Here is a 16,454-nt window from a genome sequence, read left to right as displayed (position 1 = left end):
CGAGTGTTCGCCCTTTTTGGTGCGTGCGGATGCCACTTGCAATTTATCATGAACTTGATAAACTATCTTTCATCTACCCAATACTTTCGTCATTCACATGGAATTACTACAAAATTTATTTTTAATTGCTGTTTTGATTTTGGTGTCTAGCTTTTTTTCCATCTCGGAGATCGCCCTAGCGGGTGCTAGAAAATTAAAATTGAAACTCATCAGTGAAGGTGGTGATGCCCGTGCTGATAAAATCATGCACCTGCAAGAAAACTCTGCTGATTTTTTTGCCACCAGTCAAATTGGTCTAAATGCTGTTGCCATCTTGGGTGGTTCGGTGGGTGAGGGGGCGTTGCGTCCTTATTTTGCTCAGTGGATTAGTTATCTTTATGATGGGCAGTATTTAGACAACATTGCGTTTTTTACCAGTTTCGTGGTGGTAACGCTACTATTTATCTTGTATGCCGACCTAATTCCCAAACGCCTTGCCATGATTAACCCTGAAAAAATGGCACTCATGGTTATTGACCCTGTGCTTGTCGTGTTTAGGATTGTCAAACCCCTTGTCTGGGTCATCAATGGTATCGCCAACTTGGTATTTCGTGTTTTTAAAATCAATACCGTACGAGAAGAAAGCATCACCTTTGATGATGTCTCTGCCATCATGGATGCAGGAGCGGAGGCGGGCGTGGTGTTGCAACAAGAACAACATTTTATTGAAAATGTCTTTGAGCTAGAAGAGCGTACCGTGCCATCTTCTATGACTGTGCGTGAAGATGTGGTGTATTTTACACTAGACGAGAGCGAAGAGAGCATCCGCCAAAAGATTGCTGAATATCCGTATTCTAAATTTTTGGTGTGTGGTGAGAGTATTGATAATGTGATTGGCTATATTGACACCAAAGATATCTTGGTGCGAATTTTGAATAACCAGTCTATTTTAAATATCCATGAAAGTGCGATTAGAAATGTGCTGATTATCCCCGATACGCTTACTTTATCAGAGCTACTGGATAAATTTCGTGCTAGTAAAGAAAAATTTGCTGTTGCCATCAATGAGTACGCCCTTGTGGTTGGCGTGATTACCTTATCTGATATCATGATAACTGTGATGGGGGATTGGGTCGCACCCATTGAAGAGGAGCAACAAATCATCAAGCGAGATGAGCATTCTTGGTTGATTGATGGCAGTACACCGATTGATGATGTCAAGCACGCTTTGGATATTACAGAGTTTGATGATTGGGATCATTATGAGACATTGGCAGGATTTATCATGTATCGCTTGCGTAAGATTCCTAGACCTGCTGACTTTGTGGTGCATGAGAATCTCAAATTTGAAGTGGTGGACATTGACTATTATAAGATTGACCAAGTGCTTGTTACTCGTCTACCTGCCGATGAGGCAGATCGGGATTGGATATAGCCATGATGAGGTTTGTTCAGTTGGTTTTATGATAAGTTAGATAAAAAAAGAGGGGGTATTTCTTCTTTTTTTTATGGAATGAAAATAGATAAGAAAATAACGAAATTTAAAGAATAAATGCCATCAGTTCATCATCAAGGCTTTCCCAGCAGACAGTGTTTGTCAAAATCAGCTCAAGTTTACCATCATCTCTTTTGGTGGTGGGGCTGATGGTGATGCTTTCTGGCGTGATGTTCAAAGACAGCCAACCTTCATCGGTGTGCATGATGCCTTTAATACGAGCGTAGCTGGGCAGATTAAGTAGCCATTTTTGTAGTCGATAGCTGTCAAATCGCCACGACTTAGGCAGTCGCCACCCACCGACTTCATAGCCTGACATTCGCTCATGATAACGATAGGGTAAAGATGTGCCATCGTTGGTATGCTGTGATGCCATTTGTGATGGCGGTCTGATAGACAGGGGGTTTGTGTGTGGTTGCTGTGCCTTTCTTGGGGTATGTAGTAGGTCAAGCAGGCAGGCATCATCAGTAAACTTTATGATCTTGGCGGTATTATTGATGGTATCAGCCCAACTCATCATCTGCTGATAATCATCATCGTTTAGTGTGTCGGCACGACTGACGATGATGATGTCGGCATATTTAATGTGCATCTGATAACTGGTGTGCGTGCGATATTGTTCTTGTTGCCATTGTGAGGCATTTAGAATACAGATGACGGCATTTAGGCGAAGGGTGTTTTGCCAATGGGGTAGTTCAAACTGTTCTATCAGCTCATCTGCATGAGCTAAGCCTGTTGGCTCAATGATGAGATGGGTGGGCTGATGTTTTAATAGTTGTAGTAGTGCCACTTGCATGGGTAGCTGACTGTTGCAACAAATACAGCCACCACTCACTTCTTGAATATCAATGTCTTTGGTGTCAAATAAACTTCCATCAATACCAATGTTACCAAATTCATTTACCAAAATGCCCCATCTTTCATCATCTTTATAAGACAGCAAGGCGTTGATAAAAGTGGTTTTACCCGCCCCTAAAAATCCTGTGATGAGTGTGGTAGGTGTGCGTGTAGGGGTGGTTGGTATGCTCATGCTGTTGGCTTATCTTGACTGCGGTCTTTTTGGATTATGATTTGATTTTGTATTTTTTGGCGGTTGCCATGCAAGTTTGGTAGCGTTTATCCACACGAGAGGCGAACCAATTGGTATTATAATCACGGCTAAGTTTAGGACCTGAAATGATTACTTGAGGCATGATGGCATAACTTGGCTCTTTTTTGTATTTTTTCTTGAACATTTCGTTGATGGCATGGTAGGTCTGTGTTGTCTCAAAGTCTTTGGACTTTTCTTTTTTTAGGTCGCTGCGAATCTGCCGTTCACTCAATGGTGTTGGACCACTAGTGAGCAGTTTGATAAGCACGGTCTCGCTTTGGCTTTTTTTACTGCTGATACTACCGCCATTATATAAAAGCAGGTCGCCATCAATGTCTATTTTTGAGCCACTTAGGCTACTGATACGCTGTTGAAAGGCGGCATTGCGACTAGAATACATACCAGAATTATAATCAGCAAAGCGGTACAGAGGCTTGTCATAGTCTGCCTTGTACATCATCAAGCGGTGAATGCCATAGTATAGCCCACCGTATTGACTATATAGGTCAGCTCTTAGGGAGCGGTCATCCATGCTACTACGACGATGGGTGCGAGCATAGTCAATATGAACCTGCATTGAACCAAGTGTGGTAATGGGATTGATGCGCTCATCAATGCCTTCGCCCGACAGTTTGGTAATGTGTGCCAACCCTGAGACCTTATAAGTACTGGTAAAATAATCAAAGATTTGTTGGTACAGTTCATCAAGCTCTCGTTCGGTTTTGACTTGTTTGATTTGCTTGATGAAGCTGTTTTCGGTAGAGGGTTTGGTCTCAAGCATGGTACGAAAGGTCTTGGCAAGCATTTTGCCAAACTTCGCTTCTAGCTTTTCATCGATGGCTTTTAAAGACAAGTTGCCCAAATTGGCAACAGGCGGATCAGCACGAAAGTTGGATTCTTGATCGATGACGGCGATGGCAGTACAGATGTTTTGGGTGGTTTTGGGTAGTTTTAGTTGGTCAAATATCTGTGCGATATCGCCTGCCCAAGAAGCCCTGTCGGACACACGAGCAGGAATGAGTTTGGCGATTTGTTTATCGCTCAATGTATTGATGGGGGTGCTTTCTGGGCTGTTACACGCTGTCAAAAAAACAGCACCAAGCACGATGGGTAATGTGCGTTTTGGCATAATAACTATAAAACCTATGATGAATGCAGACGCATCAGACCTTCTTGTTGTGTGGTGGCGACCAGCTTGCCAGCTTGCCAAAATTGTCCGTGGTTGAGTCCTTTGGCATGACTTGTGGTGTCGCTCCACATATCGTACAGCAACCACTCATTGATGTCAAAGGGACGATGAAAGTGCATGGAGTGGTCAATGCTCGCCACTTGCAATCCACGACTTAGGTAGCTTAGCCCATGACTCATCAGCCCTGTCCCCACCAAATAAAAATCAGAAGCAAAAGCTAGCAATGCCTGATGTACCGCTACAGGATGCTCGCCTAGCTCGCTAATGCGTAGCCAGTTGGCTTGGCGTGGTCGCATGGGTTTGGGCGTGATTGGGTCTCTTGCCTCAATGGGCTTGATTTCTACATGGCGTTTTCGCATGAATCTTGTTTTTAGGGCATCTGGAATGCTGTCCACATAAGACGATTTAAGCTCTTGTTCGTTCAGCAGTGTCTGTGGGTCAGGATAGCTTGGCATGGTCTTTTGGTATTCAAGTCCGCCTTCCATCGGTGAGAATGATGCAATCATCGAAAAAATCACCTGCTCGGTCAGCTCGCCTGCATCATTGGGGGTGTACTGCACAGCGATGACCTCTCGGGCGGATAGACTGCGCCCATCACGCAGACGGCGAACTTGATAATGCACATCGTAGCGGATATCACCCCCACGCAAAAAATACCCATGCAAAGAGTGGCAGGGCTTATCATGTTCTAGCGTCATCGCTGCCGCCATGAGCGCCTGTGCTAACACCTGACCACCAAAAATGCGAGGTCCTACATAGTCAAAGCTCGGTCCGATTGGTGAATAATGTTCAATAATAAAAACAAGCAGGCTAAAACACAAAAAACAAGCAATCATGCAGACCTGTTTGGTATTTATCTTGTGTTGATGATTTGTGCGAATTAAAAAATCTGATATTATCTAATGGCCTTTTTCTATTGTCAATATTTATGGGGGTAATTATATTACCTTTTTGTGTATGAATTTTACATGAATCATCTGACTGATTGGGGAATGCTATTCAAAAAATAGCCGAAAATACGGTTGTGTGCGTAGGGTTGCCAACAATTTACCCAATCTGCCACCAAACAGAGTCCTTGCCTTGATGGTATAACAAATGTGTACAAATGTGCATTATTCTAGCATTCTTTCGGTGATTTTCTTGATAACTTTTGTCGCCCAATGCCATAAAAAATGGTAAAATATCACCAATCATAACGACACATTCAAGCCATGTTAAAACTGCCCAAATCAAAATTGACCAACCTACTAGGTTTTGGAAAAAAAACTGCATCGCCACTGACGGCACATGATGAGCATGATACCACCAAAACCACCCCAAAAAAGACAGGGGAGAGTCCAAATGCCTACCGCAAAACCTCTGCAAAAAGCCTGTCTTTGATGGTTAAGCCGACCGTGATAGGTCATGCACCTGTTATTGACAATGACAATCCGACTTTTTATGTGATACGAGATTACTCTCGTTCAAACAGTCTGTTGGTGGGCATGATGACAGATGAGCTGGAGTTGCCATCAGCCTTGGCACAGGTCAATCATCTGCTTTTGGCGGAGTCATCTGCGATGATTTTTTTGCGTGGGCGTAACAAAGACCGTGAAGAAAGTGTCTCTCCACGCTTACAAAGACTGGTTGAGATTTGTCTTAATAATCCTGATTTTGATGTTAATTTGATACCAGTTACCATCTTGTGGGGGCGTGCCCCTGATAAAGAAGAATCCATGTTTCGTTTGCTGTTTGCTGATGAGTGGCGTTCGCCTAGCATTCCTAAACAGCTGTTTAATATCGTTGTCATGGGGCGTGATACCTTTGTGCGATTCTCTGAAGCTAAATCACTACAAACACTCATCAAAGATGCCAAAGCAGGGGTGAGCGACAATCTACCTTGCACCATTCATCTAAGGTTAAAAGGGTTTTTGGATAAGCAACACACCAGTATCGTTGGCCCTGATTTATCCGATAGACGCAACGAAGCGGGAAAAATTTTATCATCACCTGTGGTGTTGGCTGCCATCGAAAAGCAAGCAGTAGAATCTGGCAAATCCATCGCTGCTGTTAAAAAAGAAGCAGCAGGCTACATTAACGAAATCGTTAGCGATTATTCGCACTCGGTGTTAAGATTTTTTGACCATTTTTTGACATGGTTATGGACTCGTCTGTATGATGGTGTTGAGGTGCGTAATTTTGAGCGAGTCAGACGACTTGCTCCTGACCATCAGGTCGTCTATGTTCCGTGCCATCGCAGTCACATGGATTATCTGCTGTTATCTTATGTGATTTATAAGCGAGGGCTTCGTATTCCGCATATTGCCGCAGGCGAGAACCTAAATATTCCTGTGCTTGGTCAGATGCTACGAAATGGCGGAGCATTCTTTATGCGTCGTAGCTTTAAAGGCAATGCTCTTTATAGCACGGTGTTTAAAGAATATGTACATAGCCTGATGCAAAGGGCGGTGCCGATGGAGTATTTCATCGAAGGCGGGCGTTCTCGTTCGGGTCGCTTGTTGCCACCGAAGCTGGGTATGTTGGCGATGACGGTAAACAGCCATCTGCGTGAGCCTGCCAAACCGGTGGTATTTATCCCTACTTACATTAGCTATGAACGCATCATGGAGGGGGCAACTTATGTGGGTGAGCTAAAGGGTAAACCAAAGGAGTCTGAAAACTGGCTAGGGATTTTAAAAGCTGCACGCAAGATTGAGCGTGTCTTTGGCACGGTGAATCTGTCCTTTGGCGAACCGCTTTATTTAGATGATTTTATAACCAAATTTTCGGTCAAGCCCCAAGACCGAAGCCCAACAAACATCAAAAATACCCACGCCATGGTACAAAACTTGGGCGTAAAAGTATTACAAAATATCAATAAATCTGCGGTGGTTAATCCTGTATCGCTTTTGGCGTTGGTATTGTTGTCCACACCAAAAGCCGCCTTAGATGAAGAGCAATGCACCGAACAGCTTGCCCTGTATCAACGCATCGCCAACGCCTTACCTTATGATGCAGATACCTATATTACGGATTTATCGCCCAAAGAGATTATAGCTTATGGTGAAAAATTAAAACTCATCGAACGCACGCCCCATGTCTTGGGTGATATGATTCGTGTGGCAGACAAGCAAGCACCGCTACTGAGCTATTTTAGAAACAACATTTTGCATGTGTTCATCATGGCAAGTTTTTTAGCGGCATTGGTACAGCGTAATGGTCGCATTTATCGTAGTAAGCTAGACGCCATTGTTGAGCTGATGTATCCATTCTTGCAAGCCGAATTATTCTTAAACACCGCCCTAAAAAATACTGGCAAGCTAACCGATAAAATCTTGTCTGTGCTGATTGATGAAGCGGTTATTGTGGATTTGGGTGATGGTGTTCTGGGTGTGCCTGAGACCAACTCGGATAGCTATCAACAACTCATCGTATTGGCAAGTGCCGCTCAGCAGAGTCTTGAACGCTATTTTATGGCATTAGCATTATTATCAGAGCAGGGTAGTGGTCGCTTGACGGCAGAGCAAGTGGTTAATCTGTGCCATGTACTTGGACAGCGAATCTCGGTGTTATATGCAGATGATTTGCCAGATATGTTTGATAAGGCATTGTTCACAAGTTTTATTGACACCTTGCAGCGTCTAGGTTACATACGGATGGATGACACAGGTGTGGTGGTCTTTGATGAGCGGATTGATAATATCGCCCAAAATGCCAAGTTTGTATTAACTCCTGACATGATGCAGTTGCTTCGCCATACAGCAAGTTTAAATGATGGCGACATCGCAACCGCCATTGAGCAGATGAATGCTAAGAATATTTTTGGTAAGTCAAAGCGGTCATAGAGCAGTTGGCAAAATCGGAGCGTATATCCGCCCTTATTTTTTTGTATGCTTGGGTGGGTCAACCAATTTTTGACTGCTACTTTTTGTGCCTGTTTTGATTGGTGTGTGCTTTTAACAATGCCAGATATATCTGACAAGCTGTATCTTGATGTAGAGCCGTTCGCTAGTCTTGCTTTAGCTGTCGGGCTTTAGTTTACACATTCTACAGCCTATATCGCAGTTGCTATTAATGATGCACAAGCCTAAGGAGCAAGGCGTTCAATCACCCAATCATCGCCATCTAGGCGATAGCGAATGCGGTCGTGCAGGCGAGAGGGACGACCTTGCCAAAACTCAATGGCATCTGCTCGCACCAGATAGCCCCCCCAGTGTGTTGGTCGAGGCACATGCAGGGGGTGTTTGATGCCAAACATGGCAGCACGCTTGACGATGACGGATTTGTCGCTGATGACTTGGCTTTGTTCACTTGCCCATGCACCGATGCGACTGGTGTAGGGACGACTGTTAAAATACTCATCAGATGCTTGCTCATCAAGTTTTTCTACCATGCCTTCAATACGCACTTGGCGTTCTAATTCTGCCCAAAAAAAAGTGATGGCGATATAAGAGTTGTGTGATAATGCTTGACCTTTGCGACTGTGGTAGTTGCTAAAAAACACAAAGCCGTCATCATTGACTTCTTTTAATAAAACCATGCGATTACTTGGGCGACCGTTGGCATCAATGGTAGCGATGTTCATGGCAGTAGGCTCATTGACCTTAGTGGTCATTGCCTCGTTTAACCAAATCTTAAACTGCTCAATGGGGTGGTCATGGCAGTGTGATTTGTCCAATTCTTGTTTGCTGTATTCTTCTCGAATGTCGTGCAGGTTCATGATGTTGCTCACTTATTTAAACTTCACCACGCCCACGCCATCAGGTGTGAAACCATCTTGTTCACGCATGGTGGCGGTCTCATCGATGGTGGGACGGCGTTCGCTGTGGTCGCAGGCAGTGCATTCTATCCATTCGTCAAATTCAGGGAGAAAAACTTGAATCTGTACGATAGCGTCCATGGTGCGACATTTTGGGCAGGCAACGCCAGCGAGAAACTGGCGTTTTGGACGGTTGGATTGATAACGCATCACGCCGCCTCGGTAAAGCCACTATGACGCAGTAAGGCATCAATCTGTGCCTCACGCCCAGCAAAGGCCATGAAATTCTCTTTGGCTGTGCGTGACCCGCCCATCGCTAGGATATGATGATAAAACGCTTGACCTATGGCAGGGTTTAGCACGCCTACGGTATCGGCATTCGCCTCAAACAAGCCAAAAGCATCTGCCGATAACAGCTCTGCCCATTTATAAGAATAATAGCCTGAAGCATAACCACCTGCAAAGATATGGGCAAACCCATTACCAAAGCGGTTATTGGCAGGTGGTATGATGACCGATACCTCTTGGCGGACTTTATGCAGGGTGTCTAAGATTTGGGCGTAGTTGTCTAGATTACCTGTGTGGATACGCAGGTCAAATAAAGCGAACTCAATCTGACGCAGTGTTTGCAAGCCTGACTGGAAGTTTTTGGCAGCAAGCATCGCAGATAGCTTATCACTAGGTAGTGGCTCGCCTGTTTTGACATGACGACTGATTTTGGCAATGCCATCACTATCCCAAGCAAAGTTTTCCATAAACTGGCTAGGTAGCTCAACCGCATCCCACTCCACGCCACTGATGCCAGAGACATCGGCGATACTGACTTTGGTCAATAAATGATGCAGAGCATGACCAAATTCATGGAATAAAGTTAAAACCTCGTCATGGGTCAGTAGGCTTGGCTTGCCATCGACGGCAGGCGAGAAGTTGCCTACAACAAAGCATACAGGTAGAGTCTCATCGCCTGCCAAGGTGGCGTGCTTGTTTTGAAAATCTGACAACCATGCACCACCTGATTTGCCCGCACGAGCATATAGGTCAATGTAAACACCGCCAATCAAGCCATCTTTGTCATGCACCTCAAAAAACTGCACATCATCATGCCAAGTTGGTGCATCTTTGGCAATAAAGCGTACACCAAACAGCGTATCAATGATATCAAACATACCCTCTAGCACCACAGGTACAGGGAAGTAAGGGCGAATTGCCTCGTTGTCTAGGCTGTATTTGGCATTTTGTAACTTTTCGCTGATGAATGGAATGTCCCATGGTTGGACTTCATCAATCCCTAAAGTTTTGGCAAAGTCTTTAACTTGTGCTAAATCCGCTTCAGCAAAAGGTCGTGCCTTATCAGCAAGATTTAATAAGAAAGTTTCAATTTCTTCATGGGTATCTGCCATCTTGGTGGCGAGCGATACTTGGGTGTAGTTATCAAAGCCAAGCAGGGCAGCTTGTTTGGCACGCAAGGTTAGAATGCGTGTCATGATGTCGCTGTTGTCAAATTTGCTAGGCTTGCCGTCTTTTTCGCCATCAAAAGTCATCTGGTCAGATGCTCGTGTGTTGTAGGCGTGATATAGCGTTTCACGCAGGTTGCGGTCGGTGGCGTACTGCATGACTGCCAGATACATCGGCATATCCAGTGTGGCGACATAGTCAGTTGGCAAAGTGGCTGTGGGGTGCTTGGCTTTGTAGTTGTCGCCTGCTGCTTTTAATAGGGCAAGTCCGCTTGGGGTGATGCCGTCTAATTGAGCCTGTGTTAGTGGCAGGGCAAAAGCAGCACTGGCATCTAGCACATTGTCTGAAAACTTAGCAGACAGTAGCGACAACTCGCTTTGAATGTCGGCAAATTGGGCTTTTTTGTGATCAGGTAGGCTCACTCCTGATAAATCAAAGCCTTGCAAGGCAAGAGCGACAGCACGCACACGAGCGATGTCGTTACTGTCAGACAACTGGCTTTCCACGGATTTATACAAGTCGTACAAAGGTTTTGATTGACCAACACGCACACCAAACTCACTGAGTTTTGGCAAAATCTCGTGATGAACATGGCGAATCTCGTCATTATTCATGACGCTATTGAGATGTGATAGCACACCAAAAGGGCGATGAATGGCGTGGTTTAGGCTGTCAAATTCATCAATGATGGCAAGTGGCATACCGCCCGTTTCTGCTTGCTCTATTTTATCCAAAAACGCATGAGCAACACCAAGTGCGTGCGTAATGTCATCTGCAAGTTGTTGGGGGCTGGCTTTACTAAAATCTACTAAGCGTAAGCGTGAATCAAAGTTGTTGTGGTTAAAATCAATGCTCATGGTATGTCCAATATGAATAAATGTTATAAAATTATAAGGGCGAGTAGGACAATTTGCAATGACGGGCGGTGTTTTTTGGGGATTTTATTTTGGTTTGGGCTGTGCTATTTGTGGGTGTCAGTTTTTGGGAGCTTTGAAGTTGAGATAAAATTGATAGTCAGATAAAAAATGTGCCAAAAATCGTGCTACAATGACTGATTTGTTTATTGCTAAAAATATCATGCCCCATGAACCCCATTACTGTTACCAGTTATAATATCCATAAAGGTATGTCTCCTTTTAATCGTCTTGTTAAGCTAGATGGCATGGCAGGGGCGATTAAGTCCCTTAATCCTGATATTTTGTGCTTACAAGAGGTACAAGGACAAAACCTAAAACGAGCGGTTGCTTTTAATGAGTATCCTAATCAGTCGCAACATGAATGGTTTGGTGAGTATTTGTCATATGCTGACAGCTATGGTAAAAATGCACAGTACGAACACGGTCATCATGGCAATGCTGTGCTGTCTTGCCACCCACTTGACCCCAAGCATAATGTCAATATCACGGTAACTCGCCTAGAAAAGCGAGGGGTGTTGCATTGTGAGGTGTATCCTGATGGCTGGGGTGTGCCTGTCGTGGTGCTGTGTGTTCATTTAAACCTGCTTCACATGGATAGAGTGAAACAGTATCAAGCCATCATTGATTATATTGATGGTAATATCAACAAAGATACCCCTTTGATTTTGGCAGGAGATTTTAATGATTGGACAAAAAAATCAACCAAGGTTTTAGAATCTTTAGGCATGGTGGAGGCGTTTTATGACATTCATGGGGCGTATCCTGCCACCTATCCTGCCAAAATGCCTGTATTAAGCCTTGATCGCATCTATGTACGAAACCTAAAAGTCCATCACGCCACTGTTCATGCTGGCATTCCGTGGTCAAATTTATCCGACCATCTACCAATCAGTGCGGTGGTGGGGTTGGTGTAGATTGATTATAAAATGCCCATGTAGTTTTTGTTACTGTGCGATTGGTATTTTGGTTATTTGATGAGACATAAAAAAGGCGAGCTGATAAAGCAATTCGCCTTTTTTATATATGGGCTAATGGGCTATTCAACTGTTACCGATTTTGCCAGATTTCTTGGTTTATCAACATCAGTGCCACGCACCAAAGCGACATGATAGGACAGTAGCTGTACGGCGATGGTATGAACGATGGGCGATAGCACACCGACATGGCGTGGTGTACGGATGACATGAACCCCTTCGGTCTCGGTAAAGTCGCTGTCAAGGTCGGTCAGAACAAACAGCTCGCCACCCCTTGCACCGACTTCTTGCATATTGGCTTTGACTTTATTGAGTAGCTTATCGTTTGGTGCGATGACCACCACAGGCATATTTTCATCAACAAGTGCTAGCGGACCATGCTTTAGCTCGCCTGCTGGATAGGCCTCTGCATGAATGTAGGTCAGCTCTTTTAGTTTTAATGCCCCTTCTAGGGCGATTGGATAGTGAATGCCACGACCTAAGAATAATGCTGATGGTTTGGTGGCGAATTTTTGTGCCCAAGTAGAAAGCTGTGGCTCAAGATTTAGGGCGTGCTGAATGCTACCGGGCAGTAGGCGTAGCTCTTCGCCATATTGTGCCACCTGCTCATCGCTGATGTGTCCACGCAACCTGCCTAAGGTTACTGCCAGACCAAATAAGATCACAAGCTGTGTGGTAAAGGCTTTGGTGCTTGCTACGCCAATCTCTGCCCCTGCACGGGTATAGATGGCAAGCGTGCTATTGCGTGGTAGGGCAGACTCCATGACATTGCAGACAGATAGGCTGTATTCATGACCTTCACTGATGGCGTATTTTAAGGCTTCCATTGTGTCTAGTGTCTCGCCTGACTGACTGATGGTGATGATCAGCTCGCTTGGGTCGGCGATGACATCACGATAGCGATATTCGCTGGCAATCTCAACATCACAGCGAATTTTGGCGATGGATTCTAGCCAATATTTGCCCGTCAAAGCGGCATAGTACGAAGTACCGCAGGCGAGAATCTTAATGCTGTTAATCTTGGAGAATACCTCTGGGGCATTTTCGCCAAAATTCTTGGCAATAAAGCCACCGTCCAAGAAAATCTCTGCCGTATCAGCAACCGCTCTTGGTTGTTCATTGATTTCTTTTTGCATGAAGTGGCTGTATGGACCTAGCTCAAGGCTTGCCAATGATAGCTGAGAAGTTTTGATTTGACGCTGTGGGGTGTTGCCGTCTTTATCTAGCAGGGTTTCGATGCCGTCTGCACTAAGTAGGGCAATGTCGCCATCTTCTAGGTAGCTGATTTGACGAGTAAATGACACCACCGCCGACACATCAGATGCAATGAATACTTCATGCTCGCCAAAACCGATGAGTAGCGGACAACCCATGCGAGCGACCACCATTTTGGTTGGGTCGTTTGGGGTAATGACAGCGATGGCATAAGCACCATGAAAGCGAGAGCAGGCAGTCTGAACGGCACGGTAAAGATGACCACCATTTTGGGTGTATTCGTGGTGAATGCTGTGGGCGATGACTTCGGTGTCAGTCTGGGATTCAAAATGGAACCCCAATGCTTCTAAGCGAGTACGCTCCGCCTCAAAATTCTCAATGATGCCGTTATGCACCACCGCAATCGTACCGCCTGAGATGTGTGGGTGAGCGTTTGGCTCTGTTACGCCACCGTGCGTTGCCCAGCGAGTGTGCCCGATACCGATGTTGCTAAATAACCCTTTGGCTTTGGCTGCTTCTTCCATGAGTGCCACACGACCAACACGGCGAACTCGTTTGATTTTGTTTTCGTTTTCGCTATACACAGCGATACCAGATGAATCATAGCCTCGATATTCTAGGCGTTTTAGACCATCGGTCAAAAAATCAACAACATTAGCTTGGCTACGAATGGCCCCAACGATACCGCACATAAACATTCCTTAGTATCAAAAAAATCAATGAAAAATTAAGCGAACAGCTTCATCGCTTAGAATACGACCAATATCACAGATGCTTTTTATTGGTCTTGTTATTATAGTGGACTTTGGTGCTGTGTGGGGCTAAATTGACAATGATTTACAAAAATTAAACACCTTATGGCGTGTAAGGTGTTTCATTTTGGTTGTGTGTGAGTGATGAGTTTAGCTTTGAGGGGATTTGAGTAGGGCTTTAGCGATGACTTGACCGCCATCATGTAGCTCAAGAGACAGCTCGTCCTTATCATCTTTGATGATATGCCAATCACCATCTGCTCGTGGATTGCCATTGGCGGTAACATTGATGCTCTTATTTTTTAGGCGAATCATTGGTGCTTTATGCTCGTATCCTGCATGGGGTAGGCCCAAGATTTCATGAGCAATGGCGGTAGCTTGGGCTCGGTGTGGTGCGACATAGCGACAAGGCGTGCCATGGATGCTGATGCAGTCGCCCAAGGCATAGATGTTCGGCACGCTCGTCTGCAAGGTAGCAGGATTGATGGCGATGCCTGTGCGTCTGTCAAAGTCAAGACCTGCTTGGGTGGGGAGTTGCTCGTCAATGACAAGCCCTGTCGCCACAATCACTTCATCAGCGTGTACAGTCTGCTCGCTGTCTGTGCCATCGTGTAGCGTGATGTCATGACCGCCAGATTGGTTCTCACTGATGGCTTTTACCATGCTTGAACCTAGCCAACTGATGCCTTTATTTATGATGGCAGCTAAAATGCGTTCGCCTGCCACCACAGGCAACATGGCAGATAATGGATAAGCATTAACATCAATCAAACTGACGGTATGCCCTGCATTGATTAGGTCTTCGGCAAGTTCGGTGCCAACCATGCCAGCACCGATGATGGCGATGTGTCTTGGTGCGTCTTGGTGATTAAGAGTTGCTTGTAGTTTGCTAAATTGCTCAAGATTATTGACATGCCAAGTCGCCTTTGGGTTGATGGTAGGTGGATAGGCAGGTGTCGCCCCAATGGCAAGCACTAGGTGATTATAGCTTATGCTGTCGCTAGGCGTATGCACTGTTTTTGTGGCGGTATCAATGCTAGTAACGACAGTGTTTGCCAATAGTGTGATTTGATTGTCTTTAGCTGATTGTACCGCTGTGGTTCGAACAAGCTCTTGGGCGGTCTTGCCCTGAGAGATGGCGACAGATAGCATGGGTTTATGATAACGGTCGCCCAAGTCAGCACAGATGAGCGTGATGGGAATGTCTTTATTTAGCGTGCGTAGGGCATCAACCACGCTCCAACCAGCCAAGCCTGCACCGATGATGACAACGCCTTGTTTATGCGTGCTGTCAGTACTGCTGATTTGATGCTCATCATAAGGCTCAAAACCATCTTTAGTAACGCCACATACAGGGCAATGCCAGTCGTCAGGGATATCATCAAAGCGAGTGCCAGCAGGTAGTCCGCTGGTGGGGTCGCCAGCTTGCTCATCATAAATATATCCGCAGGCAAGGCAGATGAATTTTTTCCAATGAGGTTGTTTGTCTGTGCTAATGCTCATAAATGACCTTGTTGATTGTTGTGATGGGGTGGTGTGTGCTTGGTTTGGTATTGCCAAAATTTTATCAAACCAAAACATAAAATCAGCTTACATTTGTTCTATTTTAGCACAGTCATGGGCAGTATTCATAACAAAATATGGCAGGGCGGTCAGCTGTTGGATGTAGATTTGTATTTTTTTAAGTCGTCCCCATTTAGTCATCATCTGTATCTAATAAAGAAGCAATCTTATGACCGACATTCAAACCCCAAATTCTGCCAACCAATACCGCCAGCGATTTTTTATTGAGCGGTCGCCTGTGCGTGGTGATGTGGTACGCTTAACGGAGGCATATCAGACCATCATCACCAAAAAAAATTATCCCACCGCCGTCAAAGCACTGCTTGGCGAGATGCTAGTGGCGGCAAGTTTATTGATTGGTACTCTAAAAATCAATGGCAGACTGTCTGTACAATTACAATCATCAGATGAGACAAGCCTGCTGTCATGGGCGATGGCGGAGTGTGATCACACAGGGTGCGTGCGTGCGTTAGCAGGTTTTAAAGAGAATCAGGCATGGCAGAATATCAACACCAGTCGTCAGGCGTTCGGTCAGCTAGGGCAGGGGGTGCTGTTCATCAGTATCCATCCAGAGCGAGGCGAGGCGTATCAAGGCATTGTAGAGCGTGTCAGTGATGATTTGGCAGAGTGCTTGGCACATTATCAAAAGCAGTCAGCCCAGATTCCTACTCTCTTAAAACTTGCCACCAGTGATGAAGTGGCAGGTGGGATTTTGGTGCAACTACTACCGCAGACGGACGAAGACCGTGAAAACGATCCAGACCTATGGGAGCGTATGAGTGCATTGACTGGCACCATCAAGACCGATGAGCTGACAGAATTGCAGGCAGATGAAATTTTATATCGTCTATATCATGAAGAAGAAGTGGTCACTCCTGAGGCGAATCCGCTGAGTTTTGGTTGTACTTGTTCTGCCCAAAAAAGTGAGGGGGCGATTTTGCAGTTAGGGCATGAAGAAGCCTTGAATGCGTTGGACGCACATGGTGGCGTGTTGGCACTTGACTGTGGTTTTTGTGGGCAGTCGTATCAATTTGATGAGGCGAAAATTAACGCCTTGTTCATTTAACCTTGGCTGTATTGGCACTAA

Annotated in this window: 12 protein-coding genes; 4 read left to right on the top strand and 8 right to left on the bottom strand. The window is 45.2% G+C overall.

The features are described 5' to 3' along the window. Positions 1 to 97 precede the first annotated feature (97 nt). Positions 98 to 1,414 carry a hemolysin family protein gene (locus tag L3D27_RS10380; RefSeq protein ID WP_432481140.1) on the top strand — a complete coding sequence of 439 codons (1,317 nt, stop codon included), beginning with the start codon at positions 98 to 100 and terminating at the stop codon, positions 1,412 to 1,414. 106 nt (positions 1,415 to 1,520) lie between these two features. Here the strand turns inward: L3D27_RS10380 and L3D27_RS10375 are convergent, their stop codons facing one another. Genes L3D27_RS10375 through L3D27_RS10365 form a run of 3 tightly spaced genes read right to left on the bottom strand, consistent with a single transcriptional unit; the run spans position 1,521 to position 4,589 of the window. Continuing rightward, entirely contained in the window at positions 1,521 to 2,504 is a 984-nt protein-coding gene (locus L3D27_RS10375; protein WP_432481139.1) for a CobW family GTP-binding protein, read from the bottom strand. Between the two features lie 34 nt (positions 2,505 to 2,538). Beyond that, positions 2,539 to 3,693: a DUF1615 domain-containing protein gene (locus L3D27_RS10370; RefSeq protein WP_432481138.1), complete on the bottom strand. Its 1,155-nt coding sequence runs from the start codon at positions 3,691 to 3,693 to the stop codon at positions 2,539 to 2,541. A gap of 14 nt (positions 3,694 to 3,707) precedes the next feature. Then, positions 3,708 to 4,589: an acyl-CoA thioesterase gene (locus tag L3D27_RS10365; protein ID WP_432481137.1), complete on the bottom strand. Its 882-nt coding sequence runs from the start codon at positions 4,587 to 4,589 to the stop codon at positions 3,708 to 3,710. Positions 4,590 to 4,964: 375 nt separating this feature from the next. On the opposite strand from L3D27_RS10365, the gene plsB reads away from it, so the two are divergent. After that, a complete protein-coding gene (plsB, locus tag L3D27_RS10360; RefSeq protein WP_432481136.1) occupies positions 4,965 to 7,577 on the top strand; it encodes a glycerol-3-phosphate 1-O-acyltransferase PlsB in 2,613 nt (870 codons plus the stop codon). A gap of 242 nt (positions 7,578 to 7,819) precedes the next feature. Here plsB and pdxH read toward each other — a convergent pair whose 3' ends face one another. From pdxH to L3D27_RS10345, 3 genes are read right to left on the bottom strand one after another with little or no spacing between them, the layout of a single operon-like run. Then, on the bottom strand, positions 7,820 to 8,452 hold the full coding sequence (gene pdxH / locus L3D27_RS10355; RefSeq protein WP_432481135.1) for a pyridoxamine 5'-phosphate oxidase: 633 nt from the start codon (positions 8,450 to 8,452) through the stop codon (positions 7,820 to 7,822). Between the two features lie 12 nt (positions 8,453 to 8,464). Continuing rightward, a complete protein-coding gene (locus L3D27_RS10350) occupies positions 8,465 to 8,701 on the bottom strand; it encodes a YheV family putative metal-binding protein (protein ID WP_432481134.1) in 237 nt (78 codons plus the stop codon). Next, positions 8,701 to 10,803 (bottom strand): M3 family metallopeptidase, encoded by a 2,103-nt coding sequence (locus L3D27_RS10345; RefSeq protein WP_432481133.1) that lies wholly within the window; start codon positions 10,801 to 10,803, stop codon positions 8,701 to 8,703. Before L3D27_RS10345 ends, L3D27_RS10350 begins: the two co-directional genes overlap by 1 nt. 227 nt (positions 10,804 to 11,030) lie before the next feature. Between L3D27_RS10345 and L3D27_RS10340 the strand changes: the two genes are divergently transcribed. Continuing rightward, the gene (locus L3D27_RS10340; protein WP_284673577.1) at positions 11,031 to 11,777 is read left to right on the top strand and encodes an endonuclease/exonuclease/phosphatase family protein; all 747 of its coding nucleotides are present in this window, start codon (positions 11,031 to 11,033) and stop codon (positions 11,775 to 11,777) included. 122 nt (positions 11,778 to 11,899) lie between these two features. Here L3D27_RS10340 and glmS read toward each other — a convergent pair whose 3' ends face one another. Further along, a complete protein-coding gene (gene glmS / locus L3D27_RS10335) occupies positions 11,900 to 13,744 on the bottom strand; it encodes a glutamine--fructose-6-phosphate transaminase (isomerizing) (protein WP_432481131.1) in 1,845 nt (614 codons plus the stop codon). Between the two features lie 210 nt (positions 13,745 to 13,954). Then, positions 13,955 to 15,307, bottom strand: a complete 1,353-nt coding sequence (locus L3D27_RS10330; protein WP_432481130.1) for an FAD-dependent oxidoreductase — start codon at positions 15,305 to 15,307, stop codon at positions 13,955 to 13,957. 229 nt (positions 15,308 to 15,536) lie between these two features. On the opposite strand from L3D27_RS10330, the gene L3D27_RS10325 reads away from it, so the two are divergent. Further along, complete coding sequence (locus tag L3D27_RS10325; protein WP_373628802.1) at positions 15,537 to 16,433, top strand: Hsp33 family molecular chaperone HslO; 897 nt, start codon at positions 15,537 to 15,539, stop codon at positions 16,431 to 16,433. Positions 16,434 to 16,454: the final 21 nt, after the last annotated feature.

The sequence above is a fragment of the Moraxella sp. ZY200743 genome (assembly GCF_050885545.1).
Lineage (GTDB): Bacteria > Pseudomonadota > Gammaproteobacteria > Pseudomonadales > Moraxellaceae > Moraxella > Moraxella haemolytica.
This window is presented reverse-complemented; position numbering and strand designations above follow the sequence as displayed.